This is a genomic window from Mesorhizobium sp. WSM4814 (assembly GCF_055811595.1).
The window spans coordinates 76292-93642 of sequence record NZ_JBVVQT010000015.1 but is presented as its reverse complement, the minus strand read 5'-3'; the positions used below and the strand labels follow the sequence as shown (position 1 = coordinate 93642).

General features: G+C 62.9%; 15 protein-coding genes and 1 pseudogene. 9 read left to right on the top strand and 7 right to left on the bottom strand.

From position 1 onward, the window contains the following. Positions 1 to 5: 5 nt before the first annotated feature. From kdpC to AC0L2V_RS21510, 3 genes are all read left to right on the top strand, one after another. The gene (kdpC, locus tag AC0L2V_RS21520; RefSeq protein ID WP_473521132.1) at positions 6 to 575 is read left to right on the top strand and encodes a potassium-transporting ATPase subunit KdpC; all 570 of its coding nucleotides are present in this window, start codon (positions 6 to 8) and stop codon (positions 573 to 575) included. 69 nt (positions 576 to 644) lie between these two features. Next, positions 645 to 3359, top strand: coding sequence for a DUF4118 domain-containing protein (locus AC0L2V_RS21515; RefSeq protein ID WP_473521131.1), 2715 nt, complete (start codon positions 645 to 647; stop codon positions 3357 to 3359). Continuing rightward, a complete protein-coding gene (locus AC0L2V_RS21510; protein ID WP_287122749.1) occupies positions 3356 to 4048 on the top strand; it encodes a response regulator transcription factor in 693 nt (230 codons plus the stop codon). Before AC0L2V_RS21515 ends, AC0L2V_RS21510 begins: the two co-directional genes overlap by 4 nt. A gap of 43 nt (positions 4049 to 4091) precedes the next feature. On the opposite strand, the pseudogene AC0L2V_RS21505 reads toward AC0L2V_RS21510, so the two are convergent. Further along, a pseudogene (locus AC0L2V_RS21505) lies at positions 4092 to 4410 on the bottom strand (IS5/IS1182 family transposase); the annotation flags it as partial. A 230-nt stretch (positions 4411 to 4640) separates the two neighbouring features. Here AC0L2V_RS21505 and AC0L2V_RS21500 point away from each other — a divergent pair. From AC0L2V_RS21500 to AC0L2V_RS21480, 5 genes are all read left to right on the top strand, one after another. After that, positions 4641 to 5879 (top strand): CAP domain-containing protein, encoded by a 1239-nt coding sequence (locus tag AC0L2V_RS21500; RefSeq protein ID WP_473521130.1) that lies wholly within the window; start codon positions 4641 to 4643, stop codon positions 5877 to 5879. A 78-nt stretch (positions 5880 to 5957) separates the two neighbouring features. Beyond that, entirely contained in the window at positions 5958 to 7718 is a 1761-nt protein-coding gene (locus AC0L2V_RS21495; RefSeq protein ID WP_473521129.1) for a type I secretion system permease/ATPase, read from the top strand. Then, entirely contained in the window at positions 7715 to 9169 is a 1455-nt protein-coding gene (locus AC0L2V_RS21490) for an HlyD family type I secretion periplasmic adaptor subunit (protein WP_473521128.1), read from the top strand. The genes AC0L2V_RS21495 and AC0L2V_RS21490 overlap by 4 nt, the downstream gene beginning before the upstream one ends. Before the next feature lie 372 nt (positions 9170 to 9541). Then, on the top strand, positions 9542 to 9808 hold the full coding sequence (locus AC0L2V_RS21485) for a hypothetical protein (protein WP_084646721.1): 267 nt from the start codon (positions 9542 to 9544) through the stop codon (positions 9806 to 9808). A 125-nt stretch (positions 9809 to 9933) separates the two neighbouring features. After that, entirely contained in the window at positions 9934 to 10443 is a 510-nt protein-coding gene (locus tag AC0L2V_RS21480) for an NUDIX hydrolase (protein WP_128185848.1), read from the top strand. Here AC0L2V_RS21480 and AC0L2V_RS21475 read toward each other — a convergent pair. The 5 genes from AC0L2V_RS21475 to AC0L2V_RS21455 form a co-directional block, all read right to left on the bottom strand. Next, the gene (locus AC0L2V_RS21475) at positions 10419 to 11270 is read right to left on the bottom strand and encodes a citryl-CoA lyase (protein ID WP_473521127.1); all 852 of its coding nucleotides are present in this window, start codon (positions 11268 to 11270) and stop codon (positions 10419 to 10421) included. The two genes, AC0L2V_RS21480 and AC0L2V_RS21475, sit on opposite strands and share 25 nt — an antisense overlap. A gap of 13 nt (positions 11271 to 11283) precedes the next feature. Next, a complete protein-coding gene (locus AC0L2V_RS21470; protein WP_473521126.1) occupies positions 11284 to 12468 on the bottom strand; it encodes a CaiB/BaiF CoA transferase family protein in 1185 nt (394 codons plus the stop codon). Between the two features lie 15 nt (positions 12469 to 12483). Beyond that, entirely contained in the window at positions 12484 to 14007 is a 1524-nt protein-coding gene (locus AC0L2V_RS21465; RefSeq protein ID WP_091595598.1) for a tripartite tricarboxylate transporter permease, read from the bottom strand. Between the two features lie 4 nt (positions 14008 to 14011). After that, positions 14012 to 14548: a tripartite tricarboxylate transporter TctB family protein gene (locus AC0L2V_RS21460; RefSeq protein WP_023797463.1), complete on the bottom strand. Its 537-nt coding sequence runs from the start codon at positions 14546 to 14548 to the stop codon at positions 14012 to 14014. A 129-nt stretch (positions 14549 to 14677) separates the two neighbouring features. Next, entirely contained in the window at positions 14678 to 15655 is a 978-nt protein-coding gene (locus tag AC0L2V_RS21455; RefSeq protein WP_091595596.1) for a Bug family tripartite tricarboxylate transporter substrate binding protein, read from the bottom strand. 192 nt (positions 15656 to 15847) lie between these two features. Between AC0L2V_RS21455 and AC0L2V_RS21450 the strand changes: the two genes are divergently transcribed. Continuing rightward, complete coding sequence (locus AC0L2V_RS21450) at positions 15848 to 16633, top strand: IclR family transcriptional regulator (protein WP_473521125.1); 786 nt, start codon at positions 15848 to 15850, stop codon at positions 16631 to 16633. A 45-nt stretch (positions 16634 to 16678) separates the two neighbouring features. Here the strand turns inward: AC0L2V_RS21450 and AC0L2V_RS21445 are convergent, their stop codons facing one another. Beyond that, positions 16679 to 17218 carry a GNAT family N-acetyltransferase gene (locus AC0L2V_RS21445; RefSeq protein WP_473521124.1) on the bottom strand — a complete coding sequence of 180 codons (540 nt, stop codon included), beginning with the start codon at positions 17216 to 17218 and terminating at the stop codon, positions 16679 to 16681. Positions 17219 to 17351 lie beyond the last annotated feature (133 nt).

Below are 17351 nucleotides of genomic sequence, written 5' to 3'. Positions count from 1 at the left end.
AGTCCATGCTCAAGCAAATCAGACCCGCGATCACCATGATCGTTTTCTTCACCATCCTGACCGGCCTGATCTATCCGATCGGCATGACCGGCATCGCCCAGGCCTTGTTCCCGCGCCAGGCCAATGGCAGCCTGATCGAGAGGGACGGCAAGCTCGTCGGCTCCGAGCTGATCGGCCAGGCTTTTGCCGGCGAGCGCTATTTTCATGGCCGGCCGTCGGCTGCCGGCGACGGCTACGACGCCGCCGCTTCGAGCGGCTCGAATCTCGGGCCGACCAACGCCAAGCTGATCGACCGCGTCAAGAGCGATGCCGACAGGCTGAAAGTGGAAAATCCGAACCAGCCGGTGCCGATCGATCTGGTCACGACTTCAGGCAGCGGCCTCGATCCGCATATCAGCCCCGAGGCTGCCTATTTCCAGGTCGCCAGGGTGGCCAGGGCCAGGGGCGTCGATGAAGCCAGGGTCAAATCCCTTGTCGACAGCCACGTCGAGGACCGCGAACTCGGTTTGATGGGAGAGCCTGTGGTCAATGTGCTGGCGCTCAACCTGGCGCTGGACGAGGCCACCAGGCAATGAATGGTGGGAAGCAATGAGTGGTGGGCTGGGGATCGACACCATCCCCGGCGCCCTTCATGATCGATTGTGATGCCGGACGACAGAAGCAACGAAACCAGACCCTCACCCGACGCCCTGCTTGACCGTGCGGAGCGGGAGGGGCGCGGTCGTCTGCGGATTTTTCTGGGTGCAGCACCCGGTGTCGGCAAGACCTATGAAATGCTGATGTCGGGCCGTGCAAGATTGGCCGACGGAGTGGACGTGGTGATCGGCGTCGTCGAGACGCACGGCCGCAAGGAAACCCAGGTGCTGGTCGACGGCTATGAGGTGATTCCGCGTCGTCGGGTCGACTACAAGGGGCGCGCCCTCGAGGAAATGGACCTCGATGCCATCCTTGCCCGGCGGCCGGCGCTGGTCCTCGTCGACGAGCTTGCCCATACGAACGCGCCGGGCAGCCGCCATCCCAAGCGCTATCTCGACGTTCAGGAAATCCTGACGCACGGCATCGACGTCTACACCACGCTCAACATCCAGCATGTCGAAAGCCTGAACGATGTCGTGGCGCAGATCACGCGCGTCAGGGTGCGCGAGACGGTTCCAGACTCCATCATCGATCAGGCCGACGACATCGAGATCATCGATCTCACGCCCGACGACCTGATCAAGCGACTCGAGGAAGGCAAGGTCTACATCCCCAGCACCGCCCGGCGCGCGATCGAGAATTATTTCTCGCCGGGCAATCTGACGGCGCTCAGGGAACTTGCGCTGCGCCGCACCGCCCAGCGCGTCGACGAGCAGTTGCTGACCCACATGCAGGCCCACGCCATACCCGGACCCTGGGCGGCGGGGGAAAGGGTTCTCGTCTGCGTCGACGCGCGTCCGGGCGGGGCGGCCCGCGTCCGCTATGCGCGGAGATTGGCCGACCGGCTCCGCGCCCCCTGGACGGCGCTTCACGTCGATACCCCTCGTTCAGCCGCCACGTCCGAGGAGGCCAAGGATCGGCTGGCGACGCTGCTGCGCCTTGCCGAGCAACTCGGCGCCGAGGTAACGACCATTCCAGGTCAGAACGTCGCGCAGGACATCGTTCGCCATGCGACCGCGAACAACTTCACCCATATCGTGATCGGCAGGCCGACCCGATCGCGCTGGCGGGAATTGATCGAAGGCTCGCTCACTTATGATCTCATCCGCCATGCCGGCGACATCAGCGTCCATGTCATTTCGGGAAACGAACGCAACGCCGAGGCGACGTCGAGGACCGTCAAGACGGCGGACGAGCAGTGGCAATTCGAGATCTGGCCCTATCTCAAGGCCACGGCCTACGTTGTAGGCTCGCTCGCCTTCGCCGTCCTTCTCCACCAGTTTCTCGACGTCCGCAACCTGGCGATCATCTTTCTCATCGGGGTTCTGACATCGGCGGTGACCGGGGGTCTCTGGCCGGCTTTGTATGCCTGCGTCATCAGCGCCATTGCCTTCAACTATTTCTTCCTGGAACCACGTTACACGCTGACGATCCAGGATCCGGAGAGCATCGTGGCGCTGGCTGCCTTCGTGGTTGTTGCGGTCATTGCCAGCAATCTGACAGTGCGCGTGCAGCGACAGGCGGTCGCTGCCCGCTCGCGGGCACGCGCCACGGAAGATATCTATCTCTTCTCGAAGAAGCTCGCCGGCGCCGGCACGCTTGACGACGTGCTCTGGGCGACTGCCTTCCAGATAGCTTCGATGCTGAAGTTGCGCGTGGTGCTGCTGCTGCCGGAAAACGGCACGATCACCGTCAAGGCCGGTTACCCACCCGACGACACGCTGGCCGAGGCCGACATCGCGGCCGCCCGTTGGGCCTGGGAGCACGATCGTCCCGCGGGCCGCGGCGCCGACACGCTTCCCGGAGCAAGACGCCTGTATCTGCCGTTGCGGACCGGGCGCACCGCTGTCGGCGTCGTCGGCCTCGACAACGACAAGCAAGGTCCGCTGTTGACGCCCGAGCAGCAGCGCCTGCTGGACGCGCTCGCCGACCAGGCGGCAGTCGCCATCGAACGCATCCAGCTTGTTGCCGACGTCGACCGGGCCAAGCTCGAGGCCGAGGCGGACCGCCTGCGGTCGGCGCTGCTGACCTCGATTTCCCATGACCTGAAGACGCCGCTTGCCGCCATCATGGGCGCCGCCGGCACATTGCGGGAATTTGCACCGGCGCTTCCCGAAACGGACCGGGCGGACCTGCTGTCGACCGTGCTCGACGAATCGGAACGGCTGAACCGCTTCATCGCCAATCTGCTTGACATGACCAAGATCGAATCCGGTGCGATGGAGCCGAACTACGCGTTCCACTATGTCGGCGACATTGTTGGCACCGCCTTGCATCGAGCCAGAAAAATCATTGGCGAACACAAGACCGAAGTCGACATTCCCACGGATCTGCCGATGCTGAGGGTCGACCCTGTCCTGTTCGAGCAAGCGCTGTTCAATCTCCTCGACAATGCCGCTAAATTTGCCCCGCCAGGTTCGACGATCCGCCTGCAGGGCTGGGCGGACAATGGTTCCGTCATCCTGCAGATCATGGACGAGGGGCCAGGCATTCCGCCGGCGGATCTGGAGCGCATTTTCGACACGTTCCACCGGGTGCGCAAGGGCGATCAGGTCCGTGCCGGCACCGGGCTTGGGCTCTCGATCTGCCGTGGCTTCATCGAGGCGATGGGCGGGACGATTTCGGCGGCCAACAGAACCGACCGCTCGGGTTCGGTTTTTACTATCAGAATGCCGGTACCGGCAGACCAACATGTAGACCCCGACATGGATGAGCAGCCATGACGAATCTGGACGTCAGGATATTGGTCGTCGATGACGAACCGCCGATCCGCAAGCTGCTCCGCGTCGGCCTTGGCAGCCAGGGCTATGCGATCAGCGAGGCGCCGAACGCCAAGACGGCGATCGAACTCGTGGAGACGGAAAAGCCCGACCTGATCCTGCTCGATCTCGGCCTGCCCGGCATGGGCGGCCACGAATTGCTGCGCAAATGGCGGGACGACGGCCTGGATGTTCCGGTCGTCATCCTTTCCAGCCGCACCGACGAGGCCGGCATCGTCTCGGCACTTGATCTCGGCGCCGACGACTATATCACCAAGCCGTTCGGCATGAACGAGCTTGTCGCGCGCATCCGCGTGGCGCTCCGCCACAAGTTCCAGCAGCAAGGCGAGAAGCCGGTCTTTAACACCGGCGATCTCACGGTCGATTTGGTGAAGCGCATCGTCATGATCGAGGACAGGGAGATAAAGCTCTCGCCGAAGGAGTACGACATCCTGCGCATCCTCGTGCAGCACGCCGGCAAGGTTCTCACCCACCAGTTTCTTTTGAAGCAGGTCTGGGGCGATTCGACCGACGTGCAGTATCTCAGGGTCTATGTGCGGCAGCTCAGGCAAAAGATCGAGAAAACGCCCGACCAGCCGCGTTACATCACCACCGAAACCGGCGTCGGATACCGCCTGCGCGAAGTTGACTGAAGCGAGGGCCGCGGGCGAGCCCGTCTAACCCCGCTGCGGGGCGCGCGTCTACCATCAGCCGCCTGTTGCAGCTGATCCAGCGCTCCACAACCAAGCGTCCTGGTTGTACGGCGAAGCCGACTTGATCAGCTTTTCATTTAACAATCTTGACAGCGATCGAGACGGCTCGGCCACACGGGTCCCTGATGTCCAGGATCGGCGAACAACCTTCGGTTAATGGCAATGGTCGACGCGAGGCGTTCAGGACAGGACCGGGCGCCGTCCCGATCTGGATGCTGGCGGCATGCGCATAAAGGACGAGAGCCCGACCTCTTGCCGGCGGCATAGCCGCGGCCGCCACTCTCGCAGCTCCTCACGGCCTGGCGCGCACGTCGCGCGCCGCGAGAACGCGCATAATTGAATGTCACACTTGCTGGTTGCATTACAATATGAAATTTTGTGTTATCGCATCCCCACAAATTCTCTTTAACAAAATCATGGTTAACAGCTGCTTGCCGCAGGTTAGCCACAGTCGGCTTTTACCAAGCGTGATTGGGGAAATTCTACAACTTGGCGGGACCGTCCAAAAACGAAACAGTGGAGCGACGACCTAATGCCGCAACATAGCGCACAAGAACAATATCTACTTGAACTTATCAACGCGGAGAGGGCTAAGGCCGGCGTGCAGCCGCTGGCCTTTGACAATGATCTCAGCGAGTCGGCTGAGGGGCACAGCAGATGGATGCTTGCAACCGACACCTTTTCTCACACGGGGTCGGGAGGCTCCTCGCCCACCCAGCGCATGAAGGCGGCTGGCTACACCCTCGCCGGCTCCTGGGCGACAGGGGAGAACATCGCGTGGGCTACGACCAGGTCACCGACGGGCTATAATGACGAGATTCTGCTCCTGCACAACAACCTGATGAACTCCCCGGGTCATCGTGCCAACATCCTCAACGGCAACTTCCGCGAGGTAGGGCTTGGATTCGAGGTTGGCGATTACCGGGGGCGCTCCAGCGGTTTCGTGACGGAGAATTTCGGCAAGACCGGATCAGACCTGTTCCTGACCGGTGTGGCGATCGACGATAAGGACGGGGACAGGTTCTACGATCCCGGTGAAGGTCTATCCGGTCTCACCATCACGGCAAAGAGTTCGACGGGCACGACGTTTACGGCGAAGACCACGGCCGCTGGCGGCTATGACCTCGCCCTCAAGCCGGGCACCTACACAGTAACCTTCTCGGGGGCGGGCATCGAAGCTTCGACGCGCACTGTCTCTGTCGGGAGCAAGAACGTCAAACTCGATCTCGTGGATCCGAAGCTGGGATCCGTCGCTGCCGTTCAGGATGAACCTGCGGCTTCCGATCCGGCGCCGCAGCAGGCCCCGACGCCAACCGCGCCAGCTGAACCGGCCCCGACAACGCCGCCGGCTTCTGGGCAGCCGGTTTCTGGCCAGCCGGACTCTGGCCAGCCGGTTTCTGGCTCCCAGTGGCTTGCAAACTTCTTCGGCAAACAGGGCGCAAACTTCCGGTCTGAGCAGACCCTGGCCGAACATGAGGAGGCCGAAGCAACGCCTGGCACGGCTAAGGAGAGTGGCGCACAGGTGGCGCTTGAGGGCGATAACATCGTGTTTCCACAACTCGGGAACGCTCGGGGCCAACTCGACGACGCTATCGAACAGGTCCGGGACGCTGTATCGACCGCGCTAGCAAATGCGGGCGATCCGAGACCGGCTTTTGATTGGGCAGAGTATGCACATACGCAAGCGGGCGATGCCGACGCGCTGGCTGCGAAACTCATCGAGCAACTGTCTGCGCATAACAACAGCGTGATCGCCGATCAGGCCGCGTAGCCAATGCCGGACGATGCGGGCCTGCAGTTATGGGCCCGCATCGCCTGCTGACGCATGCGGTTGATCGAGGGGACATCAATGTCACAATCTGGTTCAGAGAAGCTCCGCCCGCCGAGGGCGAAGTCCGAATTGGCTGCCTGCCTGGCGCATTTCCGGCGCGCCTTTTTGGCGGTGGCGGGTTTCAGCGGCCTTATCAACGTGCTGATGTTGTCCGGCTCGGTGTTTATGCTGCAGGTCTACGACAGGGTCCTGCCCAGCCGTAGCGTGCCGACGCTGGTGGCTCTGGTCCTGCTGATTTCGATTCTATATGTTTTTCAAAGTGCACTCGACGCGATCCGCGGCCGGGTGCTGGCGCGTATCGGCAGCGGACTCGACGAGCGCCTGAGTGAGCGGACCTACCGCGTGATGTCGCAATTGCCCTTGGCCAGAGGCCGTTCGGGCGAGGGCATGCAGCCGGTGCGCGATCTCGATCAAATCGGCGGTTTCCTGGCCAGCGGTGGTCCCGCCACTCTTTTCGACCTGCCGTGGATGCCGCTTTATCTCGCTGTCTGTTTTGCCTTCCATCCATGGCTCGGCCTGGCTGCGCTGATTGGGGCGATCCTGCTTTTGGCATTGACCGTGCTCACGGAGAAAACGGTCCGCCGTCCAGCAACCGAAATGTCTGGATATGCCGGAGCGCGCAGCAATATCGCACTGGCAAGCATCCGCAATGCCGAGGTGCTCGAAGCGATGGGCATGAGATCCACTATGGCCTCGCGCTGGGCGGAAGCAAACGGCAAATACAGGCAGGCGCAGATGCGCGCCAGCGATGTCACGGGTTCATTCGGCGCGCTCTCCCGCGGCTTTAGGATGCTGCTGCAATCAGTCGTTCTCGCGATCGGAGCGTATTTGGTGATCGGCCAGGAAGCCACGCCTGGCATCATCATCGCAAGCTCTATTCTCACCGCGCGAGCGCTGGCGCCGGTCGAACTCGCAATTGCGCACTGGAAGAACTTTCTTGCCGCCAGACAAGGCTGGCACCGGCTGAACGAACTTTTCACGCAGTTCCCTGCCACAGAGGATCGCTTGCAGCTGCCGCCGCCGCGGACCGAACTCTCGGTTGAAGGGATCGGCGTCGTTCCGCCAGGCGAGCGCCGTTTTGTTGTACAGGACATTACGTTTTCGCTGAGCGCCGGCTCCGCGCTCGGTGTCATCGGTCCGAGTGCATCGGGCAAATCGTCACTGGCGCGGGCGCTCGTCGGCGTCTGGCCGGCAGCGCGCGGCAAAATCCGCCTGGACGGCGCCGCCATCGAACAGTGGCCGGCTGAGGCACTGGGGCGGCACATCGGGTATCTGCCGCAAGATGTCGAACTTTTCGCAGGCACCATTGCTCAAAACATTGCCCGCTTTGATCCTTCTCCGGATCCGGCAACCATTATCGCGGCGGCCAAGACCGCGGGCATGCACGAAATGATCCTGCGCTTGCCTCGCGGATATCAGACCGAGATCGGCGAGGGCGGCGCATCGCTTTCAGCAGGACAGCGGCAGCGCATTGGACTGGCCCGCGCGCTTTATGGTGATCCTTTCCTCGTTGTTTTGGATGAACCGAACTCGAATCTGGACGCTGGAGGCGAGCAGGCTTTGACCCAGGCGATCCTTGCAGTCAAACAGCGGCACGGCGTGGTTGTCGTAATCGCCCATCGTCCAAGCGCCCTGGCGGCAGTGGACCTTTTACTTGTTCTCGACTCCGGCCGTCAGCACGCATTTGGGGCGAGGGATCTGGTCATCCGGGGCACGACGCGGAGTGCCTCCGTGGGAACGCTTCAAGCAGTTGCCCCGGAGGAAAAGGCATCAGGATGACGTTATTTCATGATCGATCGTTCTTTGGCGCGCGTAACGGCGTGAGGGGGATGATTCCGCATATTCGTGCCGGAGCGAGCCATCTGGCCGGCGTCAAGGGCAAAATCGGCGGGCTGCCGTTCGTTCGGGCTAACCTCCCTACCGATGTGCGATCGCAGCCGACGCAGAACGACTTATCCCTTCGCCGGTATATGCTTCTTGGCGCCGCAACCGTGGCGCTGCTTGTCGGCGGCCTTGGTGCATGGGCCGCAACGACGGAATTGTCAGGCGCCGTCATCGCTACCGGCCATATCGCAGTGGAATCCAACGTCAAGGCGGTTCAGCATCCAAGCGGCGGCGTTGTGGGTGAGATCAACGTGCGCAACGGCGATGAAGTCAGAGCAGGCGATATTTTGCTCCGTCTCGACGACACGCTTACACGCGCCAATCTCGCCGTCATAACCAATAACCTGGACGAACTCTCGGCGCGGGAGGCACGCCTCACAGCGGAGCGTGAGGGTGCCGAGGCGATAGCCTTTTCCGAGGATCTCACCAGCCGCTCCTCTGTTGGACATGTGGCGCGTGTGATCGGCGGGGAGCAGAAACTTTTCGCTTTGCGCCGGGGAGCTTACCGTGCCCAAATCGAGCAACGCAGGCAACGGGTGAGCCAGCTCAAGGAGGAGATAGCGGGCCTCGAGGCACAAAGGGCGGCCAAGGAGCACGAGATTGCGTTGGTCCGCGACGAGATCAAGGGCGTCAGGGGCCTTTGGGAAAAGAAACTCGTCCAGCGGTCGCGACTCCTGGACCTGGAGCGGGGCGAGGCTCAGATCGAGGGAGGGCGCGGCCAACTCGTCGCTGCGATAGCCGAAGCGAACGGCAGAATCAGCGAAACAGAAATGGCCATCATCCAGATCCAGCAGGATTGGCGCAGCGAGGTCGCGAAAGAATTACGCGAAACGGAGGCGCGAACCACAGAATTGGCAGAGCGAAAGATCGCCGCGGAGGAATTGCTTAGACAGACCGATATTCGTTCACCCCAGAACGGACGGGTGCATCAGCTTGCGATCCATACGGTCGGCGGCGTCGTCACGACCGGCGAGCCAATTATGATGATTGTCCCGACCGCTGACGAATTGACTGTGGACGCACGCATCGCGCCTCAAGACATCGATCAGGTCCAGCCCGGCCAGCTTGTCCATCTGCGGCTGTCGGCGTTCAGCCAGCAGGTCACGCCGGAAATCGAAGGACATGTAGCAACGGTTTCTCCCGACCTCGTCGAAGACGAGCGGAACGGACTATCCTACTACAGCGTGCGGATCAGGCTTGACGAAGGCAAGCTTGGCTCGTTGGATCCGGAAAGCCTCAAGCCAGGCATGCCGGTGGAGGCGTTCATGCGCACGACCGATCGCACCGTCATCTCGTTTCTGATGAAGCCATTGACCGACCAGATCAGCCGCGCATTCCGCGAATAGTCGCGCGGCTGGCCTATCGCCGTGCCGTGGCCAGGGCTCCGGGGAACGCAGCCCGGCCATGCCGAGTTTTTCAACTGTGTGATGTTGCGGTTCAAATTATCCAAGCCAGGCCTGAAAGGTATGGAACCGCAGGATGCTCTCCAGCTTCTTGTCGTCGGCCTCGTATTGGTGCCCTTCGCCAGCACACATCGGTCGACGGGCTTTGCGCCCTGACTGGCTAGTCAGCCACTTCCGCTCCGGCGTGGGGTTTTAATCCATGGCATCATCAGACAAACGCCCTATATAATCGCAAGGTTCTGTTTCGTGCGGGCCCACGGTTCTGTTTCGTAAGGGAATGGATGGATGTCGCCGCTTCGCCTTTCGACGATCTTGATGTCGGCAACCCTGGCAACAGCGATGCTGTCGGGCGCGGCTGTCTCCGCGCAGAACGTCGCTCCCGCCAATCGCAATACGGTGGTCCTGCAAGGCGAATTGCAGATGCTGGAAAACAGGCTGCGACGGCAGCAATTTCAGCAGCAGCAACAGCAGTTCCGTGCCCAGGATCGCGTGGTCGTGCCGCAACGGCCAGATGTCCCGCAGATGGCGCCTACTTGCCAGTTGCGGCGATCGGGCAGCCGCTTCATCAGCGTCTGCCGCTGATGGCCCGTTTCATTTATTTAGCTGATATGCTTGAACGCCGCTCTACTTAAAGTAGCATCACAGGCAGTTTTGATTTTCGCAACGTGCCTTTGCGCTTGGGCACTGCCCTGATTGGATCGTCGGCAATGGCAGCCACCAAGAAGAAGGTCGTGCGCAAGGCGAGGAAGGGCGAGCGGATCCGTCAGGTCGCGGCGATTCCCTTTCGGCTGGGCAAGCATGGCGGCGTCGAGGTGATGCTGGTCACCTCGATATCGACAAGGCGCTTTATCGTGCCCAAGGGCTGGCCGATGAAGGGCAAGAGTGGGCCCAAGGCAGCCACCATCGAAGCGCGGGAGGAAGCCGGCGTCCGTGGCAAGACGCTGAAGCAGCCGGCCGGCACCTATTCCTACTGGAAGCGGCTGACGAACCGCTTCGTCCGCGTCGACGTCACCGTCTACCTGCTGGCGGTGACGGAGGAACTGGCCAACTGGCAGGAAGCCAAAAGGCGGCAGCGGGCCTGGCTGGCGCCGGAAGACGCAGCCGTCCTTATCGACGAGCCCGATCTTTCAACGCTGCTGAAGAACCTGAAAATTCCCCAGCCAGCGCCCGCTGGCGTACTTGAACCAAGGTCTCATTTGGCGTCGTCTTCTCCCTGAGGAAACGGCCGCACCGGCGTGCCCGTATAGGCCCACAACCATTCGCGCGGCAGTGGTCCCTTGTTGCGGTCGCTCTGTTGCGACTGTTCCCACGCATGCGCCAAGATGCCGACCGAGCGCGACAGCACGAAAAGGCCACGTGTCAGCGGCGGCGGAAAGCCGAGCTCGCCATAGATGACGGCGGTGGCGCCGTCGATGTTGAGCGGGATCTTCTTGCCCTTGCGCCGCGCGACCTCGGCCTCGACAGCCTCGGCGATATCGGCGAAACGTCCGCTGACGACGCCGCGCGCGGCAAAATCGCGAGTCAGCTCGATGAGACGCGGCGCCCGCGGATCGACCGGGTGGAAGCGATGGCCGAGCCCCGGCACATAGGATTTTTCCTCGGCGAAGAAGCGATCGAGCCGCGACGCGACGGCATCGGCAAGCGTCACGCCTGCGTCCAGTGCCGCGGCGATGTCGCCGTAGAAGGCAAGCGCCTGCTCGCCGGCGCCGCCATGCACGTCGCCAAGCACATTGATGGCTGAAGCCATGGCGCTGTTGATGCCGACGCCGCAGGTGGCCGCCATGCGGGCAATGGCGATCGACGGCGCCTGCGGCCCGTGGTCGACGGCCGCCCCCAGCGCGATACCGAGCAGCGCCGCCTGCTCCTCGCCAGGCAGTTCGCCGCGCAGCATCAGCCAGATCATCGCCGGAAAGCTGACGCGGCCGATCAGGTCCTGGATCTCATAGCCACGCAGCCGGATCACGCCAGGGCGCATTTCGATGATATCGGTCTGCCACCATTCCTCACCGCGCTCGCGGCCGGTTTTTTTCTCAACGTTGCTCATGTTCTCGAGTCGCTCATGCCTGCGCCCTTTTCTTGACGCGCGGCGGCAGACTGGCAAACACCTCGTCCATATGCTCGCCCAGCGCCGGCGGCGGCTTGGTCGGCAATGGTGCTGCACCATCGACCATGAACCCGCCGCGCACGACGGTCAGCGGTCGGTCGATGTTCGGCATGCTATCGAAACGGGTGGTCATGTCGCGCTCGATCACTTGCTGCTCGGCCAGCACCTGCGGGATCGTCAGCACCCTGCCCGCCGGCACGCCTGCGCGATTGAGCGTCTCCTCCAAGGCCGCGGCCGAGCTGTTCGCCAGGGCATCCTCGATCAGTGCCTTCAAGGCGATGCGATTGCGCTTGCGCGTCTCGCGCTCGGCAAAGCGCGGGTCCGACGCCAGCTCCGGCAGCCCGACCAGCCGGCAGAGCGTGACGAACTGCTCCTGCTTGTTGGCGGCGATATTGAGCAGACCGTCGCCGGTGCGAAACGTGCCGGAAGGTGCCGCCGTCATGTTCTCGTTGCCCATCGGCTGCGGCTCGACGCCTGCCGTCAGATAGTTGGAGACCGGCCAGCCCAGCGCGGAAAGCGTGCATTCGAGCATCGACACATCGAGGAAAGCGCCCTCGCCTGTCGTCTTCTGCTTCACAAGTGCCGCCGTGATGGCGAACGCCCCGACCAGCCCACCCAGCGTGTCGGCGACGGGGTATCCGACACGCAGCGGCGCGGTCTGCGCTGTGCCGGTGATGCTCATGATGCCCGAAAGACCCTGGATGATCTGGTCATAGGCCGGATTGTCGCGCATCGGCCCGGTCTGGCCGAAGCCCGAAATCGCGCAATAGACAAGACTGGGGCGGACCTCTTTCAGCCTGGCATAGCCGAGCCCCAGCCGATCCATCACGCCGGGGCGGAAATTCTCGACCAGCGCGTCGGCGGAGGCGACCAGATCGAGGAAGCGTTCGCGATCGGCCTCTTTCTTGAGATCGAGCACCACCGATCGTTTGCCGGCGTTCTGCGCCAGGAATGAAGCGCCCATGCCGGTGCTGTTGAGTTCCGGCGAGCCGCCGAGCTGGCGCGCCAGATCGCCGCCTTGCGGCGCCTCGACCTTGATCACATCGGCCCCGAGCAGCGCCAGCTGATAGGCACAGTAGGGGCCAGCCAGAACATTGGTCAGGTCGAGGACGCGGATGCCGGACAGCAGATCGGTCATGATGTCACAAACAGGTCAGGCATCGCCCGGCACGTGTTCCGGTCCACGCATGCGGCGGCGTTCGATGTAAGCGTAGACATGCGGCCCGATCAGCCCGATGAACGCCAGCGTCAGCAGTGTCAGCGACAGCGGATGTTTGTAGAACACCGACCAGTCGCCGTTCGAGATGGTCATCGCGCGGCGGAACTGCGTTTCGGCGAGCGGCCAGAGGATCATGCCGATGATGACCGGCGCCGTTGGGAAATCGAAGCGCCGCATCAGGAACCCGGCCCCGCCGAGCAGATAGAGGATGACGAGGTCGGTCGGCGACTGAGAAATACCGTAGGTGCCGACCGTGGCGAACACCAGGATGCCGGCATAGAGCTGCGGCGCCGGGATTTTCAGCAGCCGCACCCACAACCCGATCAGCGGCAGGTTGAGGATGACGAGAATGATGTTGGCGATGAACAGGCTGGCGATCAGCCCCCAGACCAGATTGGCCTGCGTCATGAACAGCATCGGCCCGGGATTGATGCCATAGCTTTGGAAGGCCGACAGCATGATCGCGGCCGTCGCCGAGGTCGGCAACCCAAGCGTCAGCATCGGCACCAGCACGCCGGCGGCTGATGCGTTGTTGGCGGCTTCCGGCCCGGCAACGCCTTCGATGGCGCCGACCGTGCCGAACTCCTCCTTGTGTTTGGAGAGCTTTTTCTCGATTGCATAGGACAGAAAGGTCGGGATTTCGGCGCCGCCGGCCGGTAGCGCGCCGATCGGGAAGCCGAGCAGGGCGCCGCGCAGCCAAGCCTTCCACGAGCGTGCCCATTCGGCCGCCGTCATGTAGAGCGAGCCCTTCAGCGGCACGATCTCGTCCTTGCCGGCATAGCGGCGCGAGGCCATGTAGAACGTCTCGCCGACCGCAAAGAGGCCGACCGCGACGACGATCACGTCGACGCCATCGAGCAATTGGCTCATGCCGAAGGTGAAGCGCGGTTGCCCGGTCTGCAGGTCGACGCCGATCATGCCGATGACGAAACCGATGAACAGGCTGGTCAGGCCACGCACCGACGACGAGCCGAGCACCGCCGAAACCGTGATGAAGGCCAGCACCATCAGCGAGAAATATTCGGCCGGGCCGAAGGACAGCGCGAATTTGACGACGACCGGGGCCAGGAAGGCGACCCCCAGCGTGCCGAGTGTGCCGGCGACAAAGGAGCCGATCGCCGAGGTGGCAAGTGCAGCGCCGCCGCGGCCGGAACGGGCCATCCTGTTGCCTTCCAGCGCAGTGACGATGGTCGCGCTTTCACCTGGCGTGTTGAGCAGGATCGATGTCGTCGAACCGCCATACATAGCGCCGTAATAGATGCCGGCAAACAGGATGAAGGACGCTTCCGGCGCCACCTGGTAGGTGATCGGCAAAAGCAGCGCGATGGTCAGTGCCGGTCCGAGGCCGGGCAGCACACCGATCGCTGTCCCCAGTGTCGTGCCGAGCAGGCACCACATGAGATTGACCGGCGTAAAGGCGACCGAAAATCCGTGCGCGAGATGGCCAAGCGTTTCCATGGCTTCAGCCTCTCAACATACGGATAATCGAATCGAGACCCGTGTTCAGCTGGTTCTCGATGAAGCCGGCGCCGATGTTGACGCCGAGCGCCCTGGCGAAGCCGAAATAGGCGGCAAGCGCCAGGATCAGGCCGAGCAGCACGTCACGCAGCGGATGTCTGCTGCCGAATCCGTGGCAGATGAGAACGAACATGATCACCGAGGCTGCGGTGAAGCCAAGCGGCTGGATCAGAACAAGATTCGCGACCAGTCCGACGGCGACGATGCCCATCGCCTTCCAGTCGGTCGGGGTTTCCTTTTCTTCTTCCGGCTGCCAGCCGCCCCGCAGTGCGGCGACGATCAGCAGCAGGGAAAGGATCGTCATGCCGACCATGGTGATGTAGGGGAAGACGGTCGGGCCGACCTTGGAGTAGAGCGGCGACACCGGAATCGACAGCGTCTGCCAGGCCACTGCGCCGGCGCAGGCAAGAAGCCCGATGCCGATCAGCAATTCGGGCACGGCAAGGCGCGGCCGCGCCGCCTGCTGGTCGCTGGTGCTCATGATCGTCCTCCCTGGATAGCCGGTCTCCCACGGCCGACCTCATCGCAGTTTCACTCGCGCCGGATCGTATGTCCATGCGGCTGGCGAACATCGGAAAGGGGCAGTGCGGACCGCCCCTCTCCGGGGACATCAGGCAAGGCCGAGGTCCTTGAGGATGGCTGCGATCCGAGCCGTGTCTTCGGTGAGAAATTTCGCATAGTCGTCGCCGGTGAGCAGGATCTGCGTCCAGTTGCGGTTTTTGCATTCGGTGGCCCAGGCTTCACTTTTGGCCATCGTCTCGACCAGCGTGATCATCGCCGCCTTGTCGGCGTCGGAAACGCCCGGCGGTGCGAAGACGCCGCGCCAGTTGAACAGTTCAACATCGATGCCGGCTTCCTTCATCGTCGGTGCGTCGATGCCTTCCTGGCGCTTGTCCGCGGAAATGGCAAGCAGCCGAAGCGCGCCTGCCTTGACCTGTTCGGAGAACTCGCCATAGCCGGAGATGCCGGCCGCGACCTGGTTGCCGAGAAGCGCCGACAATGCCTCGCCGCCGCCGGCGAACGGCACGTAGGAGAGATTGGCTGCCGGAACACCGGCCGTCTTGGCGATAAGGCCGAACAATATGTGGTCCGAGCCGCCGGCCGAACCGCCAGCCACCGGCACTTTGGTCGGATCGGCCTTGAGGGCGGCGACGAAATCCGCTGCTGTCTTGAACGGCGAAGCCGCCGGCACCACCAGCGCCTCGAATTCGCCGGTGAGGCGGGCGATCGGCGTGACCTCGGTGAGATTATTGGCCGATTTGTTGGCGATGATGGCGCCAACCATGACCATGCCGGCAACCATCAGCGAATTGCCCTTGCCGTTCCACTGGCTGATGAATTGCGGCAGGCCGACTGTGCCGCCGGCGCCGCCGACATTGGTGATCTGCGAACCGGAGATCAGCTTCTCACTGCGCAGCACCTGGTCCATCGTGCGCGCCGTCTGGTCCCAGCCGCCGCCGGGCGCTGCCGGCACAAAGATCTGGATCTGCGGTGCGTCCTGCGCGAAAGCGGGCGAGAGATGCAACGCTGCGAAACCGGCGGCGCCGGCAGCGGCGGTGCTCGTTAAAAATCTGCGTCTGTTCAGCATGGGGTTCCTCCAATCACGACACCTCCTCCGGTGCCTGCCAGCAACGTAGCCTGAATTCAGACCCGCTCGACAAAAATTCATGCAGTCTTTGCATCGTTCTGTCAACCGGAATGGCATTCTGCTGGACAGAACTGTCCGGATGCGGCACAATTGTTCCGATCGGCCCTTCTGTCCAACTGGGAACGGAACGACGTGGTCAAGCGGACAACCGTAACACAATCCAAGCCTGCGTCGACCAACGGCGTTGCCGCGCTCGATCGTGCGATCGCCATCCTCGACGCTTTCGCTGCTGCCGAGCACTCGCTCAGCCTGGCCGAAATCGCGGCGCGCACCGGCCTCTACAAGAGCACGATCCTGAGGCTGGCGAACTCGTTGCTGCGCGGGCAATTGCTGGAGCGTCTCGACGACGGCCGCTACCGTGTCGGCCCTGCCACCTTTCGGCTGGGCGCCCTATACCAGCGTTCGGTGGTGGCGATCGACATCCTGCTGCCGATCATGCGCGATCTGGCCGAGCGAAGCTGGGAAAGCGTCGCTTTCTATGTCCGTTCGGGCGACGTGCGCACCTGTCTTTACCGCGTCGAGTCCAAGCATCCCATCCGCTACACCATCCGGGAAGGCGACGTGCTGCCCCTGCTGGCCGGCACAGGCGGCCGCGTGCTTGCGGCGTTTTCCGGTCAGCAGGGCGAACCATACGAGACGATCCGCAAAACCTACCATTGTTTGTCGGTCGGCGATCGCGACCCCGAGACGGCGGGCGTCTCGGCACCAGTGTTCGGGCCGGGGCACATCCTGCTCGGTGCGTTGACGCTGTCCGGCCCGAGCACGCGCGTCGACGCGGCCTTTCTGCAGCGCATGAAAAATCCGCTGATCGAGGCGGCCGCGCGCGCCACCCGCGCTTTCGGGGAAGACGCCTCGATGCTCGAACAGGCGGCCCTAAAGGCCGAAGCGGAAGGCCCGGCGCTGAAGCGGCAGGCGTAGAAAGCCTCAATTCGACCAGAACCACAGGATGCCAGGCCGCAACCGCTAGGGCTGCCGTTCCAGCAGGATCGTCGCATTGTCGTGATAGGTGGTCCGCAACACTTCGCTGTAGCCGCATTTGGCCGCGACGCTCAGCGAAGCGGTGTTTTCCGGATCGATGATGCAGACAGTCCTTGCACGCCCGAATGCCTCGTCGCCCCAGGCGAGAGCCCGTCCGACGACTTCGCTGGCGAACCCTTGGCCATGTGCGCTCGGGACCAGCGCCCAACCGGCTTCCGGAACGCCTTCGATCGACGGCACCATGTCGCGCTTCAGATCGTGGAAGCCGGCCTCGCCGATGAAGCGGCCGGATGCCTTGTCCTCGATCGCCCAGAAGCCGTAGCCCAGCAGCGACCACAGGCCGGCATGACGCAGGAAGCGCATCCAGCTTTCCTCGCGCGTGCGCGGCTTGCCGCCGATGAAGCGGGTGACGTCCGGATCGGCCCACATGGCGACATGGGCATCGAAATCATCGAGCTGGTGTGGCCGCAAGATGGTTCGCTTCGTCTCGATGACCGGTGCACTGGCTGCTCCTGGATTTCCCATAACTCTGCCTCGCCACGCATGATCGCCGAAAAACCGCCTCCGAAACGATCATGCGCAAATTCAAAGTGTTTCTTTGCCGGTGCCTCATGCATGTCGCCCAAATGTCCAACAAGAGCCAGGACAGGGCAGATCA

Coding starts and splice junctions, on each gene's coding strand:
- AC0L2V_RS21515 (WP_473521131.1), top strand. CDS start 645: ATGCCGGACGACAGAAGCAACGAAACCAGACCCTCACCCGACGCCCTG.
- AC0L2V_RS21510 (WP_287122749.1), top strand. CDS start 3,356: ATGACGAATCTGGACGTCAGGATATTGGTCGTCGATGACGAACCGCCG.
- AC0L2V_RS21490 (WP_473521128.1), top strand. CDS start 7,715: ATGACGTTATTTCATGATCGATCGTTCTTTGGCGCGCGTAACGGCGTG.
- AC0L2V_RS21470 (WP_473521126.1), bottom strand. CDS start 12,468: ATGACCGATCTGCTGTCCGGCATCCGCGTCCTCGACCTGACCAATGTT.
- AC0L2V_RS21445 (WP_473521124.1), bottom strand. CDS start 17,218: ATGGGAAATCCAGGAGCAGCCAGTGCACCGGTCATCGAGACGAAGCGA.
- AC0L2V_RS21495 (WP_473521129.1), top strand. CDS start 5,958: ATGTCACAATCTGGTTCAGAGAAGCTCCGCCCGCCGAGGGCGAAGTCC.
- kdpC (WP_473521132.1), top strand. CDS start 6: ATGCTCAAGCAAATCAGACCCGCGATCACCATGATCGTTTTCTTCACC.
- AC0L2V_RS21485 (WP_084646721.1), top strand. CDS start 9,542: ATGTCGGCAACCCTGGCAACAGCGATGCTGTCGGGCGCGGCTGTCTCC.
- AC0L2V_RS21480 (WP_128185848.1), top strand. CDS start 9,934: ATGGCAGCCACCAAGAAGAAGGTCGTGCGCAAGGCGAGGAAGGGCGAG.
- AC0L2V_RS21500 (WP_473521130.1), top strand. CDS start 4,641: ATGCCGCAACATAGCGCACAAGAACAATATCTACTTGAACTTATCAAC.
- AC0L2V_RS21455 (WP_091595596.1), bottom strand. CDS start 15,655: ATGCTGAACAGACGCAGATTTTTAACGAGCACCGCCGCTGCCGGCGCC.
- AC0L2V_RS21465 (WP_091595598.1), bottom strand. CDS start 14,007: ATGGAAACGCTTGGCCATCTCGCGCACGGATTTTCGGTCGCCTTTACG.
- AC0L2V_RS21460 (WP_023797463.1), bottom strand. CDS start 14,548: ATGAGCACCAGCGACCAGCAGGCGGCGCGGCCGCGCCTTGCCGTGCCC.
- AC0L2V_RS21475 (WP_473521127.1), bottom strand. CDS start 11,270: ATGAGCAACGTTGAGAAAAAAACCGGCCGCGAGCGCGGTGAGGAATGG.